17 protein-coding genes are annotated in these 17,434 nt (G+C 72.2%); 16 read left to right on the top strand and 1 reads right to left on the bottom strand.

From position 1 onward, the window contains the following. Positions 1 to 70: 70 nt before the first annotated feature. Positions 71 to 1,066, bottom strand: coding sequence for a UDP-glucose 4-epimerase GalE (gene galE, locus ACIF9R_RS17485; RefSeq protein ID WP_399980462.1), 996 nt, complete (start codon positions 1,064 to 1,066; stop codon positions 71 to 73). A gap of 321 nt (positions 1,067 to 1,387) precedes the next feature. On the opposite strand from galE, the gene ACIF9R_RS17480 reads away from it, so the two are divergent. From ACIF9R_RS17480 to ACIF9R_RS17405, 16 genes are all read left to right on the top strand, one after another. Next, the gene (locus ACIF9R_RS17480; RefSeq protein WP_399980459.1) at positions 1,388 to 3,202 is read left to right on the top strand and encodes a DUF5941 domain-containing protein; all 1,815 of its coding nucleotides are present in this window, start codon (positions 1,388 to 1,390) and stop codon (positions 3,200 to 3,202) included. After that, a complete protein-coding gene (locus ACIF9R_RS17475) occupies positions 3,199 to 3,951 on the top strand; it encodes a sugar phosphate nucleotidyltransferase (RefSeq protein ID WP_399980457.1) in 753 nt (250 codons plus the stop codon). Before ACIF9R_RS17480 ends, ACIF9R_RS17475 begins: the two co-directional genes overlap by 4 nt. After that, on the top strand, positions 3,939 to 5,000 hold the full coding sequence (locus tag ACIF9R_RS17470) for an iron-containing alcohol dehydrogenase family protein (RefSeq protein WP_399980455.1): 1,062 nt from the start codon (positions 3,939 to 3,941) through the stop codon (positions 4,998 to 5,000). The genes ACIF9R_RS17475 and ACIF9R_RS17470 overlap by 13 nt, the downstream gene beginning before the upstream one ends. After that, positions 4,978 to 5,757: a CDP-alcohol phosphatidyltransferase family protein gene (locus tag ACIF9R_RS17465; RefSeq protein WP_399980453.1), complete on the top strand. Its 780-nt coding sequence runs from the start codon at positions 4,978 to 4,980 to the stop codon at positions 5,755 to 5,757. The genes ACIF9R_RS17470 and ACIF9R_RS17465 overlap by 23 nt, the downstream gene beginning before the upstream one ends. Positions 5,758 to 5,792: 35 nt before the next feature. After that, positions 5,793 to 6,638, top strand: a complete 846-nt coding sequence (locus tag ACIF9R_RS17460; protein ID WP_399980754.1) for a glycosyltransferase family 2 protein — start codon at positions 5,793 to 5,795, stop codon at positions 6,636 to 6,638. A 98-nt stretch (positions 6,639 to 6,736) separates the two neighbouring features. Next, positions 6,737 to 7,672 (top strand): ABC transporter permease, encoded by a 936-nt coding sequence (locus ACIF9R_RS17455; RefSeq protein WP_399980451.1) that lies wholly within the window; start codon positions 6,737 to 6,739, stop codon positions 7,670 to 7,672. Beyond that, entirely contained in the window at positions 7,665 to 8,444 is a 780-nt protein-coding gene (locus ACIF9R_RS17450) for an ABC transporter ATP-binding protein (protein WP_399980449.1), read from the top strand. Before ACIF9R_RS17455 ends, ACIF9R_RS17450 begins: the two co-directional genes overlap by 8 nt. A gap of 374 nt (positions 8,445 to 8,818) precedes the next feature. Next, positions 8,819 to 9,730, top strand: coding sequence for a squalene synthase HpnC (gene hpnC, locus ACIF9R_RS17445; protein WP_399980446.1), 912 nt, complete (start codon positions 8,819 to 8,821; stop codon positions 9,728 to 9,730). After that, positions 9,727 to 10,674 (top strand): presqualene diphosphate synthase HpnD, encoded by a 948-nt coding sequence (gene hpnD / locus ACIF9R_RS17440; RefSeq protein WP_399980445.1) that lies wholly within the window; start codon positions 9,727 to 9,729, stop codon positions 10,672 to 10,674. The genes hpnC and hpnD overlap by 4 nt, the downstream gene beginning before the upstream one ends. After that, positions 10,674 to 10,796, top strand: a complete 123-nt coding sequence (locus tag ACIF9R_RS17435; protein WP_399980442.1) for a DUF6380 family protein — start codon at positions 10,674 to 10,676, stop codon at positions 10,794 to 10,796. Before hpnD ends, ACIF9R_RS17435 begins: the two co-directional genes overlap by 1 nt. Further along, positions 10,793 to 12,220: a hydroxysqualene dehydroxylase HpnE gene (gene hpnE, locus ACIF9R_RS17430; protein WP_399980440.1), complete on the top strand. Its 1,428-nt coding sequence runs from the start codon at positions 10,793 to 10,795 to the stop codon at positions 12,218 to 12,220. The genes ACIF9R_RS17435 and hpnE overlap by 4 nt, the downstream gene beginning before the upstream one ends. A 71-nt stretch (positions 12,221 to 12,291) precedes the next feature. Further along, entirely contained in the window at positions 12,292 to 13,356 is a 1,065-nt protein-coding gene (locus tag ACIF9R_RS17425; protein ID WP_399980751.1) for a polyprenyl synthetase family protein, read from the top strand. 117 nt (positions 13,357 to 13,473) lie between these two features. Further along, positions 13,474 to 15,582, top strand: coding sequence for a squalene--hopene cyclase (shc, locus tag ACIF9R_RS17420; protein WP_399980437.1), 2,109 nt, complete (start codon positions 13,474 to 13,476; stop codon positions 15,580 to 15,582). After that, on the top strand, positions 15,582 to 16,223 hold the full coding sequence (locus ACIF9R_RS17415) for a 1-hydroxy-2-methyl-2-butenyl 4-diphosphate reductase (RefSeq protein WP_399980435.1): 642 nt from the start codon (positions 15,582 to 15,584) through the stop codon (positions 16,221 to 16,223). Before shc ends, ACIF9R_RS17415 begins: the two co-directional genes overlap by 1 nt. Before the next feature lie 5 nt (positions 16,224 to 16,228). After that, complete coding sequence (hpnH, locus tag ACIF9R_RS17410; RefSeq protein ID WP_399980432.1) at positions 16,229 to 17,251, top strand: adenosyl-hopene transferase HpnH; 1,023 nt, start codon at positions 16,229 to 16,231, stop codon at positions 17,249 to 17,251. A 4-nt stretch (positions 17,252 to 17,255) separates the two neighbouring features. Beyond that, positions 17,256 to 17,434, top strand: a 179-nt coding sequence (locus tag ACIF9R_RS17405) for a flavodoxin-dependent (E)-4-hydroxy-3-methylbut-2-enyl-diphosphate synthase (protein WP_399980749.1), incomplete at its 3' end; no start/stop codon positions are given.

Raw genomic sequence — 17,434 nt, 5'->3', positions numbered from 1 at the left:
GGGGGGTATGGGGCAACGCGGCACTGAACACCGTTGTCATGTGCCCTGACCTGCGGAAACGATCCGCAGGTCAGGGCCGGCTCAAATGGCCTGCCGCAGCGGCGTGGTGGAGTCGCCAGCCCTGCCAGGCCGAGTCCACCATCTCGCGCACGGAACGATGGGCGGACCAGCCGAGCCGCTCGCCCGCGAGGACGGACGAGGCCACCGCGCGGGGGGCGTCACCCGGGCGGCGGGGCTCCACGAGCGGGGCCCGGGTGTCCCCGGTGACCTCGCCGATGGCCGTGATCAACTCGCGTACCGAGACACCCTCGCCGCGCCCGATGTTCAGCGTCAGGTCTCCGGTCAGGTCCCCGTCCGACAGCCTGCGGGCCGCCGCCAGGTGCGCCTCCGCCAGATCGGTCACGTGGATGTAGTCACGGACACACGTGCCGTCCGGCGTCGGATAGTCGTCGCCGAAGATCCGCGGGGCCTCGCCGCGGGTGAGCCGGTCGAAGACCATCGGCACGATGTTGAACACACCCGTGTCGGCCAGCTCCGGCGCCGCGGCCCCCGCCACGTTGAAGTAGCGCAGGCACACCGTGGACATGCCGTGAGCCCGGCCGGCCGCCCGCACGAGCCATTCCCCGGCGAGCTTGGTCTCGCCGTAGGGGTTCACCGGGGCACAGGGCGTCTCCTCCGTGATGAGATCCACCCGGGGATCGCCGTACACGGCCGCGGACGAGGAGAAGACGAAGCGCCGGACCCCCGCCTCCGCGACGGCCTCCAGGAGCGTCGCGAGACCGCCCACGTTCTCCCGGTAGTACCGGGCCGGCTGGGCCACGGACTCGGCGACCTGCTTGCGCGCGGCGAGATGCAGCACGCCCGTCACCTCGTGCTCCGCGAGCGCACGCTTCAGCAGCTCGCCGTCCAGTGACGAGCCCCTGACCAGCGGGACATCGGCGGGGAGACGCTCCGGCACGCCGGCCGAGAGGTCGTCCAGCGCGACGACCCGCTCCCCGGCGCCGGCCATGGCCCGCACCACATGTGCCCCGATGTAACCGGCTCCGCCGGTGATCAGCCAAGTCATGGTCGCCCACCCTATGCCGAGCCGTGCCCCGTCGCTCCGAGCCGTGCCGCCGCGCGCCGAACAGTCGGGTATGCGAAGTCATTTCACGAAGTGACCCGCTATATCCCTTCTGGGGTGCGGTTTGTGGGACGGGCCCCGCATCCCCGATGATGACGGGCGGCGGCGCGGGCGAACCACGTCGATCCAGCCGTGGAACGGCCGGTGAACGCGGGCTCGACGTCCATCCGATAGCCTCTGCCGGCATGCCGCCCTGAGGCCCGGCACGGGCGCACCAGTACGTCACCGGCGTGGACGCGCCGGCACCCAGGGAGCGAGATTCGCTTGTCGATCGCCATCCTCACCGGCCACCCGGTCCCCGGTTCGTCACTCGAGGCCGACCTGCGCTCCCTCGGCTTCGACGTACGGATAGCGTCCGGCACCGCCGAGGCCGAGACCCTGCTCGCCGGGGTGCCCGCCGGGCAGCGGGTCGCCGTGGTCGACGCCCGCTTCGTGGGCCATGTGCACGCGCTGCGCCTCGGTCTCACCGACCCCCGCTTCCCGATCTCCGCGATCCCGGGCGCCGTCACCGCCCAGCGGGAAGGCCGCCGCGCCCTGACCCGTGCGATGGCCCGCGAGTACGCGGCCGGCGAGACGCGGGGGAGTGGCACCACCCTCGTCGACGGCCTCGCCGACCGCGTCGTCACCGCTCTCGACACCGACGGCGCCGAGGTGCACCGTCCCGAGCTCGGCAGCCTCGTCGCCACCGTCCCCGCCGACCCCCAGACCCGCAACGAGGCCCGCCAGGCCGTTGCCGCCGTCGACGACGAGGCCCTGCGCCTGAAGTCCGCGGTCAAGGCCCGCGACGGGTTCTTCACCACCCACTTCATCAGCCCCTACTCCCGCTACCTGGCCCGCTGGTGCGCCCGCCGTGGACTGACCCCCAACCAGGTCACCACCGCCTCGCTGCTCACCGCGCTGATCGCCGCCGCCTGCGCCGCGACCGGCACCCGCCCCGGCTTCGTCGCCGCCGGCGTCCTGCTCATCGCGTCCTTCGTGCTGGACTGCGCCGACGGCCAGCTCGCCCGCTACACCCTGCGGTACTCCACCCTCGGCGCCTGGCTCGACGCCACCTTCGACCGCGCCAAGGAGTACGCCTACTACGCCGGCCTCGCCCTCGGGGCCGCGCGCGGCGGCGACGACGTATGGGCCCTCGCCCTCGGCGCCATAATCCTGCAGACCTGCCGGCACGTCGTCGACTTCTCCTTCAGCGAGGCGGGCCAGGACGCCGCCGGCACCAGCCCCACCGCCGCCCTCTCCGACCGGCTCGACAGCGTCGGCTGGACGGTCTGGGCGCGCCGCATGATCGTCCTGCCGATCGGTGAACGCTGGGCGATGATCGCCGTGCTCACGGCCGTCACCACCCCCCGGATCACCTTCTACGCGCTGCTCGTCGGCTGCGCCCTCGCGGCCACGTACACCGCGGCGGGCCGCGTCCTGCGCTCGCTGACCCCGGGGGTCCGCCGCAGCGACCGGGCGGCGCGGGCGCTTGCCGACCTCGCCGACTCCGGTCCGCTCGCCCAGGCCCTGACCGGCCCGCTGACGAACGCCGCGCGCCGGCTCCCCGGCCTCGCCACCCCCGCCGTCGCCCTGCTCGGTGGCGCGGCCGTCGTCGCCACGGCCGCGTCCACCGGCTTCGGCAGCGCCTGGACGGTCCTGGCCGCCTGCGGCTACGTCCTGACCTCCGCCCTCGCCGTGGCCCGTCCCCTCACGGGCGCCCTCGACTGGATGGTCCCCCCGTTCTTCCGCGCCGCCGAGTACGGTACCGTCCTGGCACTGGCGGCCCGGGCGGAGGTGAACGGAGCCCTGCCGGCGGCCTACGGACTGGTGGCCGTGATCGCCTACCATCACTACGACACCGTTTACCGCATCCGCGGCCAGGCGGGCGCGCCCCCGCGCCGGCTGGTGTGGGCGATCGGCGGGCACGAGGTCCGCACCCTGCTGGTCGCGGTGCTGGCGGCCGTGCTCACCGCTTCCCGGTTCACTGTCGCGCTCACGGTCCTCGCCGTGGCCGCGGCGCTGGTGGTGCTCGCCGAGAGCATCCGTTTCTGGGCGTCCGCAGGGGCGCCCGCCGTACACGACGAAGGAGAACCCGCATGATCGGCCTCGTGCTCGCGGCCGGCGCCGGACGCCGTCTGCGCCCCTACACCGACACCCTGCCCAAGGCGCTGGTACCGGTGGGAGCGGAGGGAGACCCGGACGCGGTGACGGTGCTGGACCTGACCCTCGCCAACTTCGCCGAGATCGGGCTGACCGAGGTCGGGGTCATCGTCGGCTACCGCAAGGAGGCCGTGTACGAGCGTCAGGCGGCCCTGGAGAAGAAGTACGGCGTCCGGCTGACGCTGATCGACAACGACAAGGCCGAGGAGTGGAACAACGCCTACTCCCTGTGGTGCGGCCGTGACGCCCTCAGGGACGGGGTGATCCTCGCCAACGGCGACACCGTGCACCCGGTCTCGGTGGAGAAGACGCTCCTGGCCGCGCGCGGCGACGGCAAGAGGATCATCCTCGCGCTGGACACGGTGAAGAAGCTCGCGGACGAGGAGATGAAGGTCGTCGTCGACCCGGCGAAGGGGATGACGCGGATCACCAAGCTGATGGACCCGGCCGAGGCGACCGGTGAGTACATCGGGGTCACGCTCATCGAGGGCGAGGCGGCCGGGGAGCTGGCGGACGCGCTGAAGGCGACCTTCGAGCGGGATCCGCAGCTGTACTACGAGGACGGCTACCAGGAGCTGGTGAACCGCGGCTTCCGGATCGACGTGGCGCCGATCGGTGACGTCGCGTGGGTCGAGATCGACAACCACGACGACCTCGCCCGCGGACGGGAGATCGCGTGCCAGTACTGACCCGGCTCATCCCCTCGCCGGTCGTCGTCGACATCCGCCCGGGTGCCCTCGACGACCTGGCGAATGTCCTCGCCGACGAGCGGATCTCGCAGTCGGGCCGGCTCGCCATCGCCGTCAGCGGCGGCTCCGGCGCCCGGCTGCGCGAGCGGATCGCGCCCTCGCTGCCCGGCGCCACCTGGTTCGAGGTCGGCGGCGGCACCCTCGACGACGCGGTCCGGCTGGCGGGCGACATGCAGGGCGGTCACTACGACGCGGTCGTCGGGCTCGGCGGCGGGAAGATCATCGACTGCGCCAAGTTCGCCGCGGCGCGTGTCGGCCTGCCCCTGGTCGCGGTCGCCACCAACCTGGCGCACGACGGCCTGTGCTCGCCGGTCGCGACCCTGGACAACGACGCGGGCCGCGGCTCGTACGGGGTGCCGAACCCGATCGCGGTCGTCATCGACCTCAACGTCATCCGTGAGGCCCCCGTCCGGTTCGTGCGCTCCGGCATCGGCGACGTCATCTCCAATGTCTCCGCCGTCGCGGACTGGGAGCTCTCCCACCGCGTCAACGGCGAGAAGATCGACGGACTCGCCGCCGCCATGGCCCGGCAGGCGGGCGAGGCCGTACTGCGCCACCCCGGAGGCGTCGGCGACGACGGTTTCCTGCAGGTGCTGGCCGAGGCCCTCGTCCTCACCGGCATCGCCATGTCGGTGTCCGGCGACTCCCGCCCCTCCTCCGGCGCCTGCCACGAGATCAACCACGGCTTCGACCTGCTCCACCCCAGGAGGGCCGCCGCCCACGGCGAGCAGTGCGGACTGGGGGCCGCCTTCGCGATGTATCTGCGCGGAGCGCACGAGGAGTCGGCGGCCATGGCAGAGGTGCTGCGCCGGCACGGGCTGCCGGTGCTGCCGGAGGAGATCGGATTCACGGTGGACGAGTTCGTCCGGGTCGTCGAGTTCGCTCCCGAGACCCGCCCCGGCCGCTTCACCATCCTCGAACATCTCGACCTGAAAACCGAACAGATCAAGGACGTCTACGCCGACTATGTCAAGGCCATCGGTAGCTGAACTCCGTCCGGTCGTGCACCCCGCCGGGGTCAAGGACCGGCGCAGCGGTGAGCACTGGATGGGGCGCCTCTACATGCGTGAGGTCTCCCTGCGGGTGGACCGCTATCTGGTGAACACCAGGGTCACGCCCAACCAGCTCACCTACCTGATGACCGTCTTCGGCGTCCTCGCGGCCCCGGCCCTGCTGGTGCCCGGGATCACGGGAGCCGTCCTCGGCGTGGTCATGGTCCAGCTGTACCTGCTGCTGGACTGCGTCGACGGCGAGGTCGCGCGCTGGAAGAAGCAGTACTCGCTCAGCGGTGTCTATCTGGACCGGGTCGGCGCCTATCTGTGCGACGCCGCCGTCCTGACCGGACTCGGCCTGCGCGCCGCCGACCTCTGGGGCTCCGGGCGCGTCGACTGGCTGTGGGCCTTCCTCGGCACCCTGGCGGCGCTCGGCGCGATCCTGGTCAAGGCCGAGACCGACCTGGTCGGCGTCGCCCGCCACCAGGGCGGGCTGCCCCCGGTGAAGGAGGCCGCGTCCGAGCCGCGCTCCTCCGGCATGGCACTGGCCCGCCGGGCCGCCGGCGCGGTCAGGTTCCACCGGCTCATCCTCGGCATCGAGGCGTCCCTGCTGATCCTGCTGCTCGCGATCCTGGACGCGGCCCGGGGCGACCTCTTCTTCACCCGGCTCGGCACCGCCGTACTCGCCGGCATCGCGCTGCTGCAGACCGTGCTGCACCTGGTGTCCGTCCTCGCGTCGAGCAGGCTGAAGTGAGCACCGGAACGACGGTCGGGGCGGTGATCATCACCATGGGCAACCGCCCCGCGGAACTGCGGGCCCTGCTGGACTCGGTCGCGGCCCAGGACGGCGACCCGGTGCGGGTCGTGGTCGTCGGCAACGGCTCGCCCGTCCCCGAGGTCCCCGAGGGGGTGCGCACCGTCGAGCTGCCGGAGAACCTCGGCATACCCGGCGGCCGCAACGTCGGCATCGAGGCCTTCGGTCCGGGCGGCCGGGACGTCGACATCCTGCTGTTCCTCGACGACGACGGTCTGCTCGCCCGCCGCGACACCGCCGAGCTGTGCCGCGAGGCCTTCGCGGACGACCCGACGCTCGGCATCATCAGCTTCCGCATCGCCGACCCGGAGACCGGCGTCACCCAGCGCCGCCACGTGCCGCGGCTGCGCGCGGCCGATCCGATGCGCTCCTCCCGCGTGACCACCTTCCTCGGTGGCGCCAACGCCGTACGCACCAAGGTTCTCGCCGAGGTCGGCGGACTGCCGGACGCGTTCTTCTACGCGCATGAGGAGACCGATCTCGCCTGGCGGGCCCTCGACGCCGGCTGGATGATCGACTACCGGTCCGACATGGTGCTGTACCACCCGGCGACCGCCCCCTCACGGCACGCGGTCTACCACCGCATGGTCGCCCGCAACCGGGTCTGGCTCGCCCGCCGCAACCTCCCCGCCCTCCTCGTCCCCGTCTACCTGGGCACCTGGCTCCTCCTCACCCTGCTGCGCCGTCCCTCACGCGCGGCCCTGAAGGCCTGGTTCGGCGGCTTCCGGGAGGGCCTGACCGCCCCCTGCGGACCCCGCAGGCCCATGAAGTGGCGTACGGTGTGGCGGCTGACCCGACTGGGCCGGCCCCCCGTGATCTGACAAGCTCGTGTCCGGAACACCGGGGCCGTACCGAGGCTCCCCGGCTCATGCCAGGCCCGCTCGGGCCACGCACCTCGAGGACGAAAGTTTTTCCACCAGTGAGTGAGACAAGGCACGACGGCACGGTCGCGGTCACTGCGGCCGCATCGCCCGACGAGGGCCTCACGGCGGCCGAGCTGGCCGCCAAGTACGGCCTCACGGTCAGTGGCGCCCGGCCGTCCCTGGGCGCGTACGTCCGTCAGCTCTGGGGGCGGCGGCACTTCATCGTCGCCTTCTCGCAGGCGAAGCTCACCGCCCAGTACAGCCAGGCCAAGCTGGGCCAGCTGTGGCAGGTGGCGACCCCGCTGCTGAACGCGGCGGTGTACTTCTTCATCTTCGGCCTGCTGCTCGGCGCCAACCGGGGCATCCCGAAGGACGTCTACGTGCCGTTCCTGGTGACGGGCGTGTTCGTGTTCACCTTCACCCAGAGCTCGGTGCTGGCCGGGGTGCGTGCCATCTCGGGCAATCTGGGGCTGGTGCGGGCGCTGCACTTTCCGCGGGCCTCGCTGCCGATCTCGTTCGCGCTCCAGCAGCTGCAGCAGCTGCTGTTCTCGATGATCGTGCTCGTGGTGATCATGCTGGCGTTCGGGAACGTCCCGGGCCTTTCGTGGCTGCTGGTGGTGCCGGCGCTGGCGCTGCAGTTCGTGTTCAACACCGGTCTCGCGCTGATCTTCGCGCGGATGGGCAGCAGGACCCCGGACCTGGCGCAGCTGATGCCGTTCGTGCTGCGCACCTGGTTGTACGCCTCGGGCGTGATGTTCAGCATCCCGGCGATGCTGGCGGACAAGGACGTCCCGGGCTGGCTCGCCGACGTGCTGCAGTGGAACCCGGCCGCGGTCTACATGGACCTGGTCCGCTTCGCCTTGATCGACGACTACGGCTCCTCGTACCTGCCCCCGCACGTGTGGGCGTTCGCCCTGGGCTGGGCCCTGCTGGTCGGCGCGGCCGGTTTCGTCTACTTCTGGAAGTCCGAGGAGAGGTACGGCCGTGGCTGACGACACGACGGGTGCGCGCGTCCCCACCGTCATCGCGGACGACCTGCACATCGTCTACCGCGTCAACGGTGCCAGGACGGGCCGGGGCAGCGCCACCTCGGCGCTGAGCCGCATCCTGAGGCGGGGCGAGGAGCGGGGGGTGCGCAAGGTGCACGCCGTGCGCGGGGTCTCCTTCGTCTCCTACCGGGGCGAGGCCATCGGCCTGATCGGCTCCAACGGCTCCGGCAAGTCCACCCTGCTGCGGGCCATCGCCGGACTGCTGCCCGCCGAGAAGGGCAAGGTCTACACCGACGGCCAGCCCTCCCTGCTGGGCGTCAACGCCGCCCTGATGAACGATCTGACGGGCGAGCGGAACGTCATGCTGGGCGGACTCGCCATGGGGATGTCCCGCGAGGAGATCAGGGACCGTTACCAGGAGATCGTCGACTTCTCGGGCATCAACGAGAAGGGCGACTTCATCACCCTGCCGATGCGCACCTACTCCTCCGGCATGGCGGCCCGGCTGCGCTTCTCCATCGCCGCCGCCAAGGACCACGACGTCCTGATGATCGACGAGGCCCTGGCCACCGGCGACCGCAAGTTCCAGAAACGCTCCGAGGCCCGGATCCGGGAGTTGCGCAAGGAGGCCGGCACCGTCTTCCTGGTCAGTCACAACAACAAGTCGATCCGCGACACCTGCGACCGCGTGCTCTGGCTGGAGCGCGGCGAGCTGCGCATGGACGGGCCGACCGACGAGGTGCTCAAGGAGTACGAGAAGTTCTCGGGGAAGTAGCCCGGTTGGCGGAGGGACGGGTCCCGGGCCCTCGCCGGAACTGTCCGGTGAGGGTCCGGCGTCTGGGAAGGCAGCGTCAACTCCTGCCCCCGCGAGGAATCCTGACGCCGATGCGCGTGTTGCCGTGGTGTCCGCGTGACCCCCGACGATGCGCGCCGCGTTGTACAACGTAAGCTGTACCGGTCCCGAAAGACGGCAATCAGGGCCATAATGCCCGACACCATCCAGTGATACCGCCGGGCGGAAACCTGGGCGGCGTGTCCGAAATAGTGTGCATTGGGTCAGCAGTGTAGAACGGGAGATGTGACGGCAATGGCTACGGAAACTCCCCGGGTGAACGCAGCGCGTGCCGTCCTCGCCCCGGGCAGTCCACGATGACGCCCACCGCCGCGGCGTCCGCCGTCGACGTCGAGCGTGCCACCCTCGACAAGGCCGCCGCCGAGAACTTCCCCGTGGCCCCCTTCTTCCTGCCCCGGTCCTGGCGCGACGACCTCATGGCCGTGTACGGCTTCGCCCGTCTGGTCGATGACATCGGCGACGGCGATCTGGCCCCCGGCGGCGCCGACGCCCGCCTGCTGGGCGTGCCGGCGGAGGAGGCGGCGGACCGGCTCGCCCTGCTGGACGCCTTCGAAGCCGATCTCCGCCGGGTGTTCGATCCCTCCGGCCCGCAGCCCGGTCACCCGCTGCTGCGCCGGCTGCTGCCGACGGTCCGCCGCCACGCGCTGACCCCCGAGCCCTTCCTCGGGCTGATCGCCGCGAACCGTCAGGACCAGCTCGTCAAGCGCTACGAGACCTACGACGACCTGCTCGCCTACTGCGAGCTGTCGGCCAACCCCGTCGGCCGCCTCGTCCTCGCCGTCACCGGGACCGCCACCCCGGAGCGGATCCGCCGTTCCGACGCGATCTGCACAGCGCTGCAGATCGTCGAACACCTCCAGGACGTCGCCGAGGACCTCGGCCGCGACCGCATCTACCTGCCCGCCGTGGACATGAAGCGTTTTCATGTCCGGGAGGCGGACCTCGCCGCGCCCACCGCCGGCGCATCGGTGCGCGCACTGGTCGCGTACCAGGCGCAACGCGCCCGGGACCTGCTGGACGAGGGCGACCCCCTGGTGCGCAGCGTCCACGGCAGGCTCAGACTGCTGCTCGCGGGGTTCGTGGCGGGAGGAAGGGCGACCGTCCAGGCGATCGCCGCCGCCGCGTACGACGTACTTCCCGGCCCGCCCAAGCCCGGCACGATCCAGTTGCTGCGCGAGGCGGGCGTGACTCTGCGAGGAAAGGGGTGATCCGGACCGTGGAGTCGCAACCCGCGTCCGCACCGGTACTCGCCGCCTACAGCTACTGCGAGACCGTCACCGGACAGCAGGCACGTAACTTCGCCTACGGCATCCGGCTGCTGCCCACACCGGAGCGGCGCGCCATGTCGGCGCTGTACGCGTTCTCCCGGCGGGTCGACGACATCGGCGACGGCGCGCTGGCGGACGACGTCAAGATCGCCCGGCTCGAGGACACCCGGGCCCTGCTCTCCCGGATCCGCGACGGCGCGGTCGACGAGGACGACACCGACCCGGTCGCGGTCGCCCTCGCGCACGCCGCCGCCCGCTTCCCGATCCCGCTCGGCGGCCTGGACGAGCTCATCGACGGCGTCCGGATGGACGTACGCGGCGAGACCTACGAGACCTGGGACGACCTGAAGGTCTACTGCCGCTGTGTCGCGGGCGCCATCGGGCGGCTCTCGCTCGGCGTGTTCGGCACCGAACCCGGCGCGCGAGGCGTCGAGCGCGCCCCCGAGTACGCCGACACGCTGGGGCTCGCCCTCCAGCTGACCAACATCCTCAGGGACGTCCGGGAGGACGCCGAGGGCGGGCGCACCTATCTGCCCGCGGACGACCTCGCCAAGTTCGGCTGCTCGGCCGGGTTCGGCGGGCCGACGCCGCCCGAGGGCTCCGACTTCCCCGGCCTGGTGCACTTCGAGGTGCGCAGGGCCCGTGCCCTCTTCGCCGAGGGCTACCGGCTGCTCCCCCTGCTCGACCGGCGCAGCGGCGCGTGCGTCGCCGCCATGGCCGGCATCTACCGCCGTCTCCTGGACCGCATCGAGCGCGAGCCCGAGGCCGTGCTGCGCGGCCGGGTCTCCCTGCCCGGACGCGAGAAGGCGTATGTCGCGATGCGCGGTCTGTCCGGCCTGGACACCCGGCACGTGACCCGGCGGAGCGTCAGGAGGCGTGCCTGATGGACACCCCGCCACCGGCCCGGAAGCGGCGGGCAACCCTCCGCCGCGGCGCCGCGTCCCAGACTGAGACGACCGGTCCTGCACCGCTGCGGCGGCCCGGCCGGGCAGGGGAGGGCGCATGAGCCACGGCACACGCACCGGGGGGCCGCGCACGGACGCCCCGGTCCCGGCAGGACGGCATGCCGTCGTGGTCGGCGGCGGGCTCGCCGGGGTCACCACCGCGCTCGCACTCGCCGACGCCGGCGTGGGCGTCACCCTGATCGAGGGCCGGCCGCGCCTGGGCGGGCTCGCCTTCTCCTTCCGGCGCGGCGACCTGACCGTCGACAACGGCCAGCATGTGTACCTGCGCTGCTGCACCGCCTACCGCTGGTTCCTCGACCGGATCGGCGGAGCGGCGCTGGCACCGCTGCAGGACCGCCTCGACGTGCCCGTCGTGGACCTCGCGCGCCCCGAGGGGCGGCGGCTCGGCAGACTGCGGCGCGACGCGCTGCCGGTGCCCCTGCACCTGGGGCGCAGCCTCGCCACGTATCCGCATCTGTCGCTCGCCGACCGGGCCAGGGCGGTCCGGGCCGCGCTCGCGCTGAAGGGGCTCGACCCCGCCGATCCGGCTCTGGACACCCAGGACTTCGGCAGCTGGCTGACCGCCCACGGCCAGTCGGCGCGCGCCATCGAGGCGCTGTGGGACCTGGTCGGGGTCGCCACCCTCAACGCGGTCGCGGGCGACACGTCCCTGTCGCTCGCCGCGATGGTGTTCAAGACCGGTCTGCTGTCCGACCCTTCGGCCGCCGACATCGGCTGGGCCCGGGTGCCCCTGGGCGAACTGCATGACCGGCTCGCCCGCGAGGCGCTCGACTCGGCGGGCGTGCGCACCGAGGTCCGTACCAGGGTCTCCTCCGTCCGCGCCGACGCGGGCGGAGGGTGGAACGTCTCGGTTCCCGGCGACACGATCCGGGCCGACGCGGTGGTGCTCGCCGTGCCGCAGCGCGAGACGTACGACCTGCTGCCCGAGGGCGCGCTCGACCACCCCGAGCGGCTCCTCGGTATCGGCACCGCCCCGATCCTCAACGTCCACGTGATCTACGACCGCCAGGTGCTGTCACGGCCCTTCTTCGCCGCCCTCGGCACCCCCGTGCAGTGGGTCTTCGACCGGACCGACGCCGCCGGACTCGACCGGGGCCAGTACCTGGCGCTGTCCCAGTCCGTCGCCCAGGCCGACATCGACGAGCCGGTGGCCGCTCTGCGTGAGCGCTATCTGCCCGAACTCCGGCGGCTGCTGCCGCGCACCCGGGACGCCCGGATCGAGGACTTCTTCGTCACCCGGGAGCGCACCGCCACCTTCGCCCCCGCACCCGGCGTCGGACGCCTCAGGCCCGGCGCCCGCACCAAGGCCCCCGGCCTGTACCTGGCCGGAGCGTGGACCGCCACCGGGTGGCCCGCGACCATGGAGGGCGCGGTCCGCAGCGGTGTCGGCGCGGCGGACGCCGCGCTGCACGCCCTCGGCCGGCCCCGCCCCCGCCACCTCTTCGCGATCGAGGAGGCGGCCTGATGCTGCAACGGAGCGGTGCGGCAGGCTTCCGTGCCCCCGGTACCGCGACAAGAGGAGAGACTGTGCCCCCTGTGACCCCGGCCCCGCAGGCCGCTCGAAGGACGGCGGTGGACGTGGCCGCGCTCCTGGAGCGCGGGCGGACCCTGGCCACGCCGGTACTGCGGGCGGCCGTCGACCGCCTGGCCCCTCCCATGGACACGGTCGCCGCCTACCACTTCGGCTGGATCGACGCCCAGGGCCGGCCCGCGGACGGCGACGGCGGCAAGGCCGTGCGCCCCGCGCTCGCCGTGCTGTCGGCCGAGGTCACCGGGGCCACGCCGGAGACCGGTGTCCCCGGCGCGGTCGCCGTCGAACTGGTCCACAACTTCTCGCTGCTGCACGACGACCTGATGGACGGTGACGAACAGCGGCGGCACCGCGACACCGTCTGGAAGGTGCACGGCCCCGCCCAGGCCATCCTGGTCGGCGACGCCCTGTTCGCCCTGGCGGGCGAGGTGCTGCTGGAACTCGGCACGGTCGAGGCGGGCCGCGCGGCCCGCCGGCTGACCACGGCGAGCCGCGCGCTCATCGACGGCCAGGCCCAGGACATCTCCTACGAGCACCGCGACCGCGTCAGCGTCGAGGAGTGCCTGGAGATGGAGGGCAACAAGACCGGTGCCCTGCTCGCCTGCGCCAGCTCCATCGGCGCGGTGCTCGGCGGCGCCGACGACCGCACCGCCGACGCGCTGGAGACGTACGGCTACCACCTCGGCCTCGCCTTCCAGGCCGTCGACGACCTCCTCGGCATCTGGGGCGACCCGGACGCCACCGGCAAGCAGACCTGGAGCGACTTGCGCCAGCGCAAGAAGTCCCTCCCGGTCGTGGCCGCGCTCGCGGCCGAAGGACCCGCCTCCCGGCGGCTCGGCGAGATCCTCGCGGCCGACGCCAGGAGCAGCGACGTCGCGAACTTCTCCGAGGAGGAGTTCGCGGCACGTGCCGCCCTCATCGAGGAGGCGGGCGGCCGCGAGTGGACCGCCGGCGAGGCGCGCCGTCAGCACACCATCGCCATCGAGGCCCTGGACACCGTGGACATGCCCGACCGGGTGCGGGAGCGGTTCACGGCGCTCGCGGACTTCGTCGTCGTACGAAAGAGATGATCACTATCGGTCGAATAGCCCTCGCGTAGTCGCCGGCCGGCGCCCAGGGGAGAACGGCACCGGCCGACGGCGGACCCACAGCAGACACCACTCGCAGGACTGCACGAAGGGGAAGCCATGACAGCGACGACCGACGGAAGCACCGGGGCGGCATGGCCGTCCCGCGTGACCGCGGCCAGCGAACACGACACCGACATCCCCGAGGCGGCCGGGGTTCCCGACATCGCCGCCCACGCCATGCGGCGCGCCACCGACTTCCTGCTGTCCCGGCAGGACGACCAGGGCTGGTGGAAGGGGGACCTCCAGACCAACGTCACGATGGACGCCGAGGACCTGCTGCTGCGTCAGTTCCTCGGCATCGGCGACGAGGACACCACCCGCGCGGCCGCCCTGTTCATCCGCGGCGAGCAGCGCGACGACGGCACCTGGGCCTCCTTCTACGGCGGCCCCGGCGAACTCTCCACCACCATCGAGGCGTACGTCGCCCTGCGGCTGGCCGGTGACCCGCCGGACGCCCCGCACATGGCGCGGGCCTCCGCCTGGATCCGCGAGCGGGGCGGTATCGCCGCCGCCCGGGTCTTCACCCGCATCTGGCTGGCGCTGTTCGGCTGGTGGAAGTGGGAGGACCTGCCCGAACTCCCGCCCGAGCTGATCTGGTTCCCCTCCTGGGTGCCGCTCAACATCTATGACTTCGGCTGCTGGGCCCGGCAGACCATCGTGCCGCTGACGATCGTCTCCGCCCGACGCCCGGTGCGTCCCGCCCCGTTCCCGCTGGACGAACTGCACACCGACCCGCACCGCCCCAACCCTCCCCGGCCGTTCGCCCCGGTGAGGAGCTGGGACGGCGCCTTCCAGCGGCTGGACAAGGGTCTGCACGCCCTGCGCCGGGCCGTCCCGCGCCGGCTGCGCGCGGCGGCCATGAACGCCGCCGCCCGCTGGATCATCGAGCGGCAGGAGAACGACGGCTGCTGGGGAGGCATCCAGCCCCCGGCCGTGTATTCCGTCATCGCGCTGCACCTGCTCGGCTACGACCTGAACCATCCGGTGATGCGCGCGGGCCTGGAGTCGCTGGACCGGTTCGCCGTGTGGCGCGAGGACGGGGCCCGGATGATCGAGGCCTGCCAGTCCCCGGTGTGGGACACCTGCCTGGCCACCATCGCGCTGGCCGACGCGGGTCTGCCCGCCGACCACCCCCAACTGGTCAAGGCCGCCGACTGGATGCTGGGCGAACAGATCGTGCGGCCCGGTGACTGGTCCGTGCGCCGGCCCCAGCTGCCGCCCGGCGGCTGGGCGTTCGAGTTCCACAACGACAACTACCCCGACATCGACGACACCGCGGAGGTGGTCCTCGCGCTGCGCCGGGTCAAGCATCACGACCCGGAGCGGATGGACAACGCGATCGGGCGCGGGGTGCGCTGGAACCTCGGCATGCAGTCGAGGAACGGTGCGTGGGGCGCCTTCGACGTCGACAACACCAGTCCGTTCCCCAACCGGCTGCCGTTCTGCGACTTCGGTGAGGTCATCGACCCGCCGTCGGCCGATGTCACCGCGCACGTCGTGGAGATGCTGGCCGCCGAGGGCCTGGCCCACGACCCGCGCACCCGGCGCGGCATCCGGTGGCTCCTGGCCGAACAGGAGCTCGACGGCTCCTGGTTCGGGCGCTGGGGCGTCAACTACCTCTACGGCACGGGCTCCGTGGTCCCCGCCCTGACCGCGGCCGGGTTCCCCGGCTCGCACCCGGCGATCAGACGGGCCGTGGCCTGGCTGGAGAAGGTGCAGAACGAGGACGGCGGCTGGGGCGAGGACCTGCGCTCCTACCGGTACGTCCGTGAGTGGAGCGGCCGGGGCGCCTCCACCCCCTCGCAGACCGCCTGGGCGCTGATGGCGCTGCTGGCGGCGGGGGAGCGGGAGTCCAGGGCCGTGGAACGCGGCATCACGTGGCTGGCGGCCACCCAGTGCGAGGACGGCTCCTGGGACGAGCCGTACTTCACCGGAACCGGCTTCCCCTGGGACTTCTCCATCAACTACCACCTCTACCGGCAGGTCTTCCCGCTCACCGCGCTCGGCCGGTACGTGCACGGGGAGCCACTCGGCAGGAAGCAGTCCGCGGCGAGACCCGCCGCGAGGTCCGCCCCCGGGCCGGCGGACGCACGCGAGCCGGCGGACGGTCCCGAGCCAGCGGACGGTCCCGGGCCGCAGCCGCTCGCCGAGGCGAAGGGAAGCTGATGAGCCACCGGCCCGCCCCGGCCCCGCTGCTGATCGCCTGTGCGCTCGGCATCGAGCACCTCGCCCTGCGCAGGCGTGGGCGGGGCACTCCGGGCGGGCCGGTCACCGTCCTGCGCACGGGCATGGGCCCGGCGGCGGCCGAGCGCTCCGTCACGCGGGTGCTCGCCGGCCCCGCCCTGAGCGGCGCGGCCGTGCTGGCCACCGGATTCTGTGCCGGGCTCGCCACCGGGATGCACCCCGGCGACCTGGTCGTCGCCGAGGAGACCCGGGACCCGCGCGGCAGCGTCCCCTGCGTCGGGACCGAACTGCTGGTGAAGGAACTGGTGCGGGCGGTGCCCGGGCGCACCGTCCACACCGGCCCGCTCACCGGCTCCGACCACGTCGTCCGCGGTCAGGAACGGTCCGGTCTGCTCGCCACCGGCGCGATCGCGGTCGACATGGAATCGGCGGCCACGCTTCTGAGCGCCGTCCGTACGGGCGAGCGCCCGGTTGCGGCCGTCCGGGTGGTCGTGGACGCTCCTGAGCACGAACTGGTCCGCATCGGCACGGTCCGCGGTGGAATATCGGCTTTCCGTGTCCTTCGTTCCGTACTTCCGGCTTTCTATGAATGGCACCGTTCCTTGCTGCTCCCCAGGAGGTGAGCCCGATGGCCATGCCGCTGCGTCAGTCCATCAAGGTCGCTACATATTTGGCCGAACAGAAGCTCCGCAGGCGGGACAAGTTCCCGCTCATCGTCGAACTGGAACCGCTCTTCGCCTGCAATCTCAAGTGCGAGGGGTGCGGCAAGATCCAGCACCCGGCCGGGGTGCTCAAACAGCGGATGCCCGTGGCGCAGGCCGTGGGCGCGGTCCTGGAGTCCGGGGCACCGATGGTGTCGATCGCCGGCGGCGAGCCCCTGATGCACCCGCAGATCGACGAGATCGCGCGCCAGCTGGTGGCCAAGCGCAAGTACGTCTTCCTGTGCACCAACGCCCTGCTCATGCGCAAGAAGATGGACCTGTTCACCCCCTCGCCCTACTTCGCGTTCGCCGTGCACATCGACGGCCTGCGGGAGCGGCACGACGAGTCCGTGGCGAAGGAAGGCGTCTTCGACGAGGCCGTGGAGGCCATCAAGGAGGCCAAGCGGCGCGGCTTCCGGGTCACCACCAACTCGACGTTCTTCAACACCGACACCCCGCAGACCATCATCGAGGTGCTCAACTACCTCAACGACGACCTCAAGGTCGACGAGATGATGATCTCGCCCGCCTACGCCTACGAGAAGGCCCCCGACCAGGAGCACTTCCTGGGCGTGGAGCAGACCCGGGAGCTGTTCAAGAAGGCCTTCGCGGGCGGCAACCGCCGCCGCTGGCGGCTGAACCATTCCCCGCTGTTCCTGGACTTCCTCGAGGGCAAGGTCGACTTCCCGTGCACCGCGTGGGCGATCCCGAACTACTCCCTCTTCGGCTGGCAGCGCCCCTGCTACCTGATGAGCGACGGCTATGTGCCGACGTACCGGGAGCTGATCGAGGACACCGACTGGGACCGGTACGGCCGCGGCAAGGACCCGCGCTGCGCCAACTGCATGGCGCACTGCGGCTACGAGCCCACCGCCGTCCTCGCCACCATGGGATCGCTGAAGGAGTCGCTGCGCGCCCTGCGCGAGACGGTCTCCGGGAACCGGGAGTGAGGCCATGACCGCCATTTCGCTCGGGATGCCCGAGGTACCCGCGCCGCGGCTCGCCGAGCGGCGCGTGTCGCGGCGGATCCAGGTCGGTTCCGTGGCGGTGGGCGGGGACGCGCCGGTGTCGGTGCAGTCGATGACGACCACGCGGACGTCCGATGTGGGGGCGACGCTCCAGCAGATCGCCGA

The sequence above is a fragment of the Streptomyces sp. NPDC086080 genome (assembly GCF_044540255.1).
Classification (GTDB): Bacteria; Actinomycetota; Actinomycetes; order Streptomycetales; family Streptomycetaceae; genus Streptomyces.
Note: the sequence above shows the minus strand (reverse complement) of the source record. Positions and strands in the feature narration are given on the sequence as shown.